The following is a 7,086-nucleotide window of genomic DNA, read 5'->3' as shown; positions in this document are numbered from 1 at the left end:
ATGGGCTGAAAACTTTGTCTAGCAAGGAATCAGTATGTAATTAATTCTGTCCGGTTACTTATCAGTGCCATTCGTGCCAAGTACCTCTTTCTATGTTACTCAGAAAACGAAAGATTCGCCTGTGCTTCCCTGAGCGTCTCTTTCTCTTCTTTCTCTTGTATCAATAATCCGCCTAAATGGATCATTGCCAGAATCAGTGCTCCAATTGAGAGAAGATAACTATGCAACGTGTACAGATGTGCCACCGTCACGGTATTGACAGCTCCACCACCAGTTAGCATGGTGCGCAGTAGGGAGCCAATAACAGGGATGGCTTCTAAGGTACCTAACTCGATTTGGAAACGCCAATATCCCACCTGAGTCCAATCAAGAAGCATGGCAGTCCAGCTTAATGCGATCGCAGTTAAGGTTAATAGAATTCCGCTGATCCAAGCCGTTAGCCAGCTAGGGCGAAATTTCTCACCCAAAAACATCACAACAATTTCTATCAAAGACGCCACAATTAAGCCATTGCCTGCTATTTCATGAATTCGCTGAATCAGCCAGCCATTGGGAATCTCAAATTTAATTGCTCTGAGGGAATTATAGGCTCCACCTGCCGTCGGTTCATAATAAAAGGATAAAAGGATTCCTGTGATAGCTGCGATCAGACTCAAAGAGAGAATTGCGACAGCCAAGATAGTAGCCAATCGCCGAAATCCTAAATCAACCATCAGTGTCATGGTGGATGATCATAGAGTACAACTTACCGTAGGGCGTTCTTGGCTCATCAGCAAGCATCTCTTTGTTGCAGGAATATTCTCATACCAAGCTGCGAGCAAAAATAGCAGACTTCTCTCCCTTAGCTTCTGTTGACATTGAAAGAATTGGGAAGCTTTGCCCATCAATCTGAGCGGTTTAGTCCATTGGCTGCCGTAGCGGAATCTCAATGATAAACTCAGCCCCGTGCTTTTGATCGGACACACAGCCAATTTTTCCCCCGTGCTTTTCTACTACAATCTGATAACTAATCGATAATCCTAAACCTGTCCCTTTCCCAATTGGCTTCGTTGTAAAGAAGGGGTCAAATAATTTCGAGAATTGCTCCTTCGTTATGCCAAGTCCATTATCGGCAATGCGAATCAGTACCCAATTTTCTGCAACGACCTCGGTATGAATCCGAATCCAAGGGGTTGTAAGTTCCCGGTGAGTTGATTGTCCATTATTTACCAACCTTTCCACCTTAAACTCTTCTAACGCATCAATCGCATTCACCAAAATGTTCATAAAAACTTGGTTTAACTGACCAGGGTAGCACTCAACCAAAGGCAAATCTCCATATTCTTTGATGACCTCGATATTCCCACGCTTGGGCGTGGCTTTCAATCGGCTTTTTAAAATCATCAAAGTACTGTCGATTCCTTCATGGATATTGACTGCTTTCACTTCAGCTTCATCTAGGCGAGAGAATGTTCGCAGCGACTGAACAATTTCATGAATGCGCTCCGCTCCCATCTGCATCGAATCCATGAGCTTAGGCAGGTCGTCCCTCAGAAACTCTAGATCGATCGCTTCTATTTCCTCTTGAATGGCGGGTGTGGAATTGCAACAGTGCTGTTGGTACATGTCCACCAATCTTAATAAATCTTGGGTGTAATCCTTAGCATGAATCAGATTGCCATAGATAAAATTGATGGGGTTGTTGATTTCATGGGCTACACCAGCAACTAACTGGCCTAAGCTCGACATTTTTTCGGTCTGAACCAGTTGAGCGTGAGTGTGTTGTAGTTCATGCAACGCTGTCTCTAATTCTTTGGCCTGCGCTTTTAATAAAGTCTCTGATTTCCATAGAGCCTCTGCCACTCGCTGGCGCTCAGTGACTTCAGTTTCTAATTCTTGATTAGCGGTTGATAATTCTTTGGTGCGTTCTTGGACTCGTTGTTCGAGTTGTTCTTTTGCACTGCGGATTTCTTGGAATTTTTGCTCAAGTAGGCCAGCCATCAACTGGAAGTTGCAGACTAGAGTGTTCATCTCCGTTACCCAACTTTTAGGCCAAGCGATCGCTTTTTGGTCTAGAAGTTTATCCGGAAAGCCAGTTGTTACCTCAGCGAGTTGCCAGAGCGGTTGAGCTAACCAGCGACTAGTTATATTGGCCAGGACTAGGGCTAATGCCGCAATCAAGAGTATGATCGATAAGCTTTGGATATAGATATTTTGCAGGTAAATGAATTGTAGCTGATTAGAAACTGCAACAATCACTGTCAAAGGAAGGCTCTCATCAGCAGAACTTTTTTGCACATAAAATGACTTTTTCCAGCGCATCATGCTCGGCATTTTCCCCAAGGGTAGCCATTGGTAAACTTTGGTATTGAGATGGCGAATTTCTCCAGTTTTATACTGAGCAAGCAGACTGAGAGCTGATAAATCAGAGGGGGTACTAGTAATTACGTGTTCTTGACGATCCAATAGGGTGATTTTAATCTCTTTTGGAGCGCTGAAAGATTTGAGGAGTTGATCCAGAATACTCAACTTGATTTCGCTGACGACACTGCCGACCAAGCGATTGTTACGCGTCACGGGTAAAGTTTGGATGAGCTTTGATGAGGATATATCATCACCTTTGAGCCAAATCTCGGACGTTATGGGTGGATGGGCAAGGTCAAATTTATCCAGCTCAGGTCTGTTAGCAATAGTTTTATTTCCCATCCGGTAGGATGCTTCCGCGCTTTGCGCATTAGCAAAGCTGATGGCTTTCCCCTCTTTGTCAACAACACAAAGTTGATCGAATGTTGGAAAAGTGCGCTGCAAGAGTTCTGTACTTTCTTGCAACTCCCTGGATGGTCTCATCTCAGAACGCACAGCAACTTCCCCCAGTTGCCTAAGTGCGTTCAGATTTTGTTGATGCCATAAGCGCAGTTCAACAACCAAGTCTGTAGATAGGGTTTCGAGATTGGCTTGAATAGTGTTTTCCATAGAGTTCATGACACTTCTGCTATTCAAAACCAACAGGGTTAAAGCTGGAAATAACACAAAAGCCACTAAGAGGTTAAATATTGTCTGTTGTAGGGAAAAAGTTTTGGCGGCTTTAGGACGCGCCGCCCAGTTTTGCAGGGGTGAGTGAGCAAGCAACAAACTAGCAATGAGGGCGTTGAAGATGCCATTGACCGCTTGCTTGAGCATGACCAGCACTACGGTGTGAGTTTCTACGCCCATCACCCCGGCGTAAAATAGCCACACCAAAGGCATTCCGATGAACACCCAAAAAAATCCATCCACCAGCAAAACATTAGGGCACTTGCGGCGTTGCCACCAACCGACGAGGAATCCTTCACAGGTGAGGATAATCGCTGCATAAGGATGCCCCCATAAGAAAAAGGTGTGGGAACCAGCAATCATCGCAGCGATCGCACCCCAGCCTATTCCATATAGACACACCACAATTAAGACAGCAATGCTGCCAAACAGAAAATCTACGCCACAAAAGAGCGATAGATTGAAATAATTTCCTGCGTATCCGGCAATGAGCAGAGCGGTCAGCATCAGGAACGATCTGAGCCGTAAACTCGGTCGGGACACTGTTAGTCCTTGTCGGGGACTGGCAAAAACTCTGAACCTCTTACCCTGTAGTTTTTTGAGAATTTTATTTGACTGGAAAATCATACAATCTTGAGCGGACAAGAGCTTCACACAATTTTTATCGATTTCAAAATAAAAATTTTCTTAATCTTAATTTTATTAAGCGAATTAGTTAAAATTAGTAAATTTATCAAATATTTAAATTGTTTAAGTTATTAAAAATATATGGCTGTTGAAGAATAAAAATAGCAGGCCTTGAAACTTGGTCGGGTTGCGAGGATAACACATTAATTCAAGATAGGAATGGCTTAGGGTGGTCGATTGGCCTCTTAGTGCAATGGAACTCAGCAATGGATTCCGCGTTACAAAACGGGCACTGCGCTCGTTGCCGATTACTCTTCCAACCCCGACTGATTTTCCTTCTTAAAAAAAGGCTGACTGTTCACAGGTCATGGCTCACGGTTTGCGCCGTGTCAGGTTCATCCTCTTCATAAGCCATCAAGTCCCCCGGCTGACACTTCAGAGCCTTGCAAATCGAATTCAGCGTAGATTCGTCAATCCTGGTGAGGCGACGACGAACCTTGAGCCGAGACACTGATTTAGGATTCATGCCAATTAACAGAGCTAGTTCCTTATTGCTGATGTTGCACTCAGCCATTACAACTGCTAATTTCCAGTGAATCACGGCTTAACTGCTCACTTTTTAGTCATGGTATTACAAGATTGTGTCCGATAGCCTGAGGGGTTGGACGTTACCATAAGATAATTTTACAGGAGCGTGATCGCACTCACCAACCATCAATTCCTCCTGTAGTGCCCTAATTGTAGAAGTTTCTGCGGTTAGCGTGGATTTGGTCTTACCCCCAACCACTTGGACTGGAAGGCGCACAGTGAAGATAGAACCCTTACCTTCTTGACTAAAAGCCGTGATTTTTCCGCCCATCATCTGGCAGAAATGGCGGCTAATCGTTAGCCCCAAACCCGTGCCACCGTATTTGCGGGTTGTGGAGGAGTCTGCCTGGGTAAAGGCTTTGAAAATACGCCGCAACTGCTCCGGTGTCATACCAATGCCCGTATCTGTTACCCGAAAAACGATGAATGATGAATTGAATCGCTCATTGAACTGGGTGACTTTTAACTTCTCTTCGCGGCTGACTTCTAACGTGATAGTGCCATGTTCAGTGAATTTAGAGGCGTTGCTGAGGAGGTTCATGAGGACTTGACGAACTTTGGTCAAATCGGCGTGCATGGTGTCAAGATTGCTGGCACAATCTACCACTAGCGTATTACCTTTCTTCTCAAGCATTGGTTGAGTTGTCATCGCGACTTGGTCAATTAATGTCGGGATATGAAAGGTTTCTAGGTAGAGGTTCATCTGACCTGCTTCAATTTTGGAAATGTCGAGAATATCGTTGATCAGGGTAAGCAGGTGTATGCCTGAGGAAGAAATCGCTTCTAGGTCGGAACTCATATCTGTGTAGCCCGAATCCAGAGCATCTTCTTTCAGAAGTTGACTAAGACCGATGATACCGTTGAGGGGTGTACGTAACTCATGACTCATGGTGGCAAGAAATTGGCTTTTAGCACGGCTAGCGGCTTCGGCAGCTTCTTTTGCCTTTTGCAATTCTATTTGTGTACGTTTGCGTTCGACGATTTCTTCTAACAGTGCTTGATTTGTTGCTTCTAACTGAGCTGGACTGGGCAGAGCGAGGACTTTGGGGAGTAAGGGCAGCAGTTCCAAAGCTGTATAAAGGGAAACGAGTGCAGTAATCGCTTTGACTAAACCCGACAGCCAATAATCTGGATACCAGACCGTCCATACTGCCATGAGATGGCCTGTCCCACAGCAAATAATAAAGGCTCCAAATAACAAGAAAATGCGATTAAACGGCAAATCTCGTCTACAGACGACGAGATTTATCAGCATAATGGGAATTGAAAAATACGCTAGTGCAATTAGCGAATCGGAGATGATATTGAGCCAGACCAACTCTGGTTTCCATAAATAACAATGCCCATGAGGAATAAAATTTCCTGAGTAAAAAAGGCTTTTCCAGTCTTCCAACATAATTGCCTATTCCTCACGTCGGTGTTGATTAATCTACAAGTTTTAAAAAGTTTTCTGGTCTTGGATTTGATTAGATTTTTGTGAAGTTTTATTAAAATTAAACAAGATTGGTTAGGGAAATTCAAATACCACTTTGGGTAGATAATTCCGGCATCCTTATATACATAAGGCTGTGTAAGTTCCTGAGGATTATGCTGTAATACCTAGTTGAGGTATTTCTACGGACATAGCCCTAGTACCAATGGTCGGTAGAGTATTTCCATAAAGGCACTCCCAGGAAAGGGTTGCGATCGGGGGCGACTCAACTAATCGCGATCGCTCCACTCTTCTACCTTAATTGTTATGCTGTTCAACTCTTCTAACTCCCTGAGAATAATTTTATAAAACTTTATAAAAAATGGTTGATTTTTAAGGAGACACCTGTCGCAAACGGCACTGTCATAACATAAGTTCGTAGTTAGGACTTCAGTGCTGGAGGCGATCGCATCGCTTACGACAAACTTTTAAGTCAGTGACATTCTGCTGAAGAGCGTTAAACCGATGCTTACATTCCCGTGATGAATGAAACCAACTACTCTTGTTACTAATTTCTGAGGAGATAAGTGCACTATCCCAGGAACAGCTTTTGCTCATGGATGCGCTGAATCATTCACCCACAAACTGGTTATAGAGACGCAATTTTTCTCTAGGAAATGAAAAGTTTTTTGATAGCGTAAAGACAGGAAACTCATCCAATGCTGAAGATGGCTCAAAACAATGACTCTCGCCACCTCGCTCAGCGCTACCTCGCCGCCTGTGCTGTTGCTCGTGATGCAGGAAAGCTTGCTCTCGACTATTTCGAGGATGTCAGTCAATTAACGGTTGAGTTTAAGGGAAAACAGGACGTAACGACCACGGCTGATCGGGAAGTCGAAGAGTTGATTTTTAGTACCTTAGCCAAAAGTTTCCCTGAGGATGGTTTTTTAGCAGAGGAACGCGGCGGTGCTGTGAGTAGCAAGTTATGGGTTATCGATCCAATCGACGGTACCGCTAACTTTATTCGCGGCATTCCTTATTTTTGCATCTCCATTGCCTACCTGGTTGAAGGCGAGGTTGAAATTGGTGTCATCTATGACCCAGTAGCAGATGAACTTTTTGCAGCGCGTCGGGGTTTTGGTGCTACCCGCAACGGTAAGGTGATTCAAGTGAGTGATTGTCAGGATATTACTAAAGCAATAGCGGCGTGCGATTTAGGTTACAAAACCTCTGTGGAACGCTCCATTAAAATAAGCAGGACGTTGCTAGAGGCGCAGTGTCATCCTCGTTGCTTTGGTGCAGGTGCATTAGCGATCGCTCAGGTTGCCGATGGTCGCTTGGACGCCTATTGGAACCTTCACCATAATCCTTGGGATGCTCTAGCTGGCTGGTTATTGGTGCGCGAAGCGGGTGGCTGGGTCAGCGATTTTCTAGCGGGGGAGGGGCTG

The 7,086-nt window shown here is 44.5% G+C and carries 5 protein-coding genes; 1 reads left to right on the top strand and 4 read right to left on the bottom strand.

What is annotated here, in order from left to right; translation table 11 throughout:
* Positions 1-95: 95 nt before the first annotated feature.
* The 4 genes from V6C93_RS25025 to V6C93_RS25010 form a co-directional block, all read right to left on the bottom strand.
* Positions 96-722: a cytochrome b N-terminal domain-containing protein gene (locus V6C93_RS25025; RefSeq protein WP_333479387.1), complete on the bottom strand. Its 627-nt coding sequence runs from the start codon at positions 720-722 to the stop codon at positions 96-98.
* Positions 723-897: 175 nt separating this feature from the next.
* Positions 898-3,555 carry an ATP-binding protein gene (locus tag V6C93_RS25020; RefSeq protein ID WP_333479386.1) on the bottom strand — a complete coding sequence of 886 codons (2,658 nt, stop codon included), beginning with the start codon at positions 3,553-3,555 and terminating at the stop codon, positions 898-900.
* 442 nt (positions 3,556-3,997) lie between these two features.
* Positions 3,998-4,240 (bottom strand): helix-turn-helix transcriptional regulator, encoded by a 243-nt coding sequence (locus V6C93_RS25015; protein WP_333479385.1) that lies wholly within the window; start codon positions 4,238-4,240, stop codon positions 3,998-4,000.
* Between the two features lie 30 nt (positions 4,241-4,270).
* Positions 4,271-5,623 (bottom strand): sensor histidine kinase, encoded by a 1,353-nt coding sequence (locus V6C93_RS25010; RefSeq protein WP_333479384.1) that lies wholly within the window; start codon positions 5,621-5,623, stop codon positions 4,271-4,273.
* A gap of 743 nt (positions 5,624-6,366) precedes the next feature.
* On the opposite strand from V6C93_RS25010, the gene V6C93_RS25005 reads away from it, so the two are divergent.
* Positions 6,367-7,086: inositol monophosphatase family protein (locus V6C93_RS25005; RefSeq protein WP_333479383.1), on the top strand; the 720-nt coding region annotated here is incomplete at its 3' end.

This window comes from Allocoleopsis sp. (assembly GCF_036703385.1).
In the GTDB taxonomy this organism is placed as follows: domain Bacteria; phylum Cyanobacteriota; class Cyanobacteriia; order Cyanobacteriales; family Coleofasciculaceae; genus Allocoleopsis.
This window is presented reverse-complemented; position numbering and strand designations above follow the sequence as displayed.